1 protein-coding gene and 1 pseudogene are annotated in these 1,923 nt (G+C 57.7%); both read right to left on the reverse strand.

Annotation, left to right across the window (positions count from 1 at the left end; genetic code table 11):
- A pseudogene (locus tag ABS769_RS22340) lies at positions 1-1,633 on the reverse strand (histidine kinase dimerization/phospho-acceptor domain-containing protein); the annotation flags it as partial.
- 3 nt (positions 1,634-1,636) lie between these two features.
- On the reverse strand, positions 1,637-1,923 hold a 287-nt coding region (locus tag ABS769_RS22345), incomplete at its 5' end, for a transposase (RefSeq protein ID WP_317062259.1).

Genomic DNA, 1,923 nt, shown 5'->3' on the forward strand with positions numbered 1-1,923 from the left:
CCTGATACGAGCCCAGCGTGGTCAGCTTCAAACCGACCACGCCGCGCTCGGTGAACTTGATCGCGTTGCTGAGCAGATTGAGCAGAATCTGCCGGATGCGGGTGACATCGCCGCTGGCGGTGATGTCACCGAGCAGGCCCACTTCCAGGCTGAAACGCAGGCCGCGCTCCTGCGCCAGTGGCGCCATCAGGCCTTCGACTTCGGCTACCAGTTGGCGCACCGAAAAGGGCTCCAGATCCAGTTCCAGGCGCCCGGATTCGATCCGCGCCAGATCCAGCGCATCGTTGACCAGCCGCAACAGATGCGCACCGGCGCGGCGAATCGATTCGGTGTAGCTACGCTGTTTGTTGTCCAGCGAAGTCTTGAGCAACAACTCGCTCATGCCCAGCACACCGGTCATCGGCGTGCGCACTTCGTGGCCGAGCGTGGCCAGGAAACGGGTCTTCGCAAGTGACGCCTGCTCGGCCAGTTCCTGCTTGTGCACGGCCAATTGCCAGGCATTCAAGCGACGCAGGCGACGGCGATACAACAGCACCGCTGCGGCGATGACGCATAGCGCGAGCAGACCCAAAAAGACCAATCCCCATGGCGCCAACCACCATGGCGGTAGCACCTGAAAGCGCAGGGATTGACTCTGGGACCAGATTCCATCTCCGGTGCGCCCCTGTACCTCCAGGGTGTACTTTCCGGCCGGCAGACGCGAAAACTGCCGCTCGCCGCTTGGCCCGACATCGATCCAGTCGGGGTCGTAGCCGCTCAAACGAAAACGGTAGCTATTGGAGTCGGAGTCGGAAAGGCTGAGCAGGCGTGCAACGATGTGCAGATCACGATCGTCGTCCTGCATCTGCAATGGCTCCATCCCGGTGACATCCAGCCCGCGCTCGCCACGACGCAGTCCCACGCGCTCAATCAGCAGTGGCGGCCGGCGCGTGTTCGGACGCATTGTGGATGGATCAAACAGCAAAGCACCGTCCGGCGTTCCGCCTAGGATCTGGCCTCCTATGGACTGTACGAGCGTATTGTCCTGAAATTGCTGATTGGGAAGCCCATCATGCACGCCGTAAACCCTTACCATCTTGCTAGCAGGATCTACTCTAATGAGCCCCCTGGCACTCGAAACCCACGCAACACCTGCAGCGTCCACTACCAGCCCATTGGGCGCGACCAGAGGAAACTCTTGCTCGCCGTCAATTGTATCCAAATGATTCAATTGAGCACCATTCCATAGATAACGACTCAGCTCGCCCATTAACCCGATCCAGACGATGTCAGCATCGGTAAAGCGAAAGACATAACTGGTTGAAAGCGGCGCACCAGGGATAGGCACGAATCTATCCATTTGCTCATCCCAGTGTTTCAAACCAGCTGAGCTGGCAAGCCACATCTTCCCGTCTGGCCCTAGCCTCAGGTCGTAAATGTTTGAGGTGTCTAGGCCGTAACTGCCAAATGCTATTTCTCGAATAATCCTACCTTCGTCATCCCTGATCTGAAGGCCGATACCGGCCATGTAAATCCATAGATGGTTTGACGCATCCAATGCCATGCGCTCAGGTGTGTAATAGCCCTCAGAGGATCCAATAGAAAGCGACCAACGTTTACTCAGTGCCGTACGAGGATCGTAACGGACTAGGGCCTGTTAACACATCCGAAGCCCATCAACGACTAGGACGAAGCTGAGGAATCCAAGGAACATGACATCCAGCTTGTCGAAGCGCGAGAAAATCCGGCGGTAGCCTTTCAAGCGACGGAACAGTCTCTCCACTTCGTTGCGCCGCTTGTACATCTCCCGGTTGTACTCCCAAGGCTCGACCCGATTGGATTTCGGCGGGACCACCGGCACGAAGCCAAGATCGAGCGCTAACTGGCGGGTTTCGTTGCCTTCGTAAGCACGGTCCATCAACAAATGAATCGGCCGCTCCACTG

Source organism: Xanthomonas hortorum, assembly GCF_040279205.1.
Taxonomy (GTDB): domain Bacteria; phylum Pseudomonadota; class Gammaproteobacteria; order Xanthomonadales; family Xanthomonadaceae; genus Xanthomonas; species Xanthomonas hortorum_F.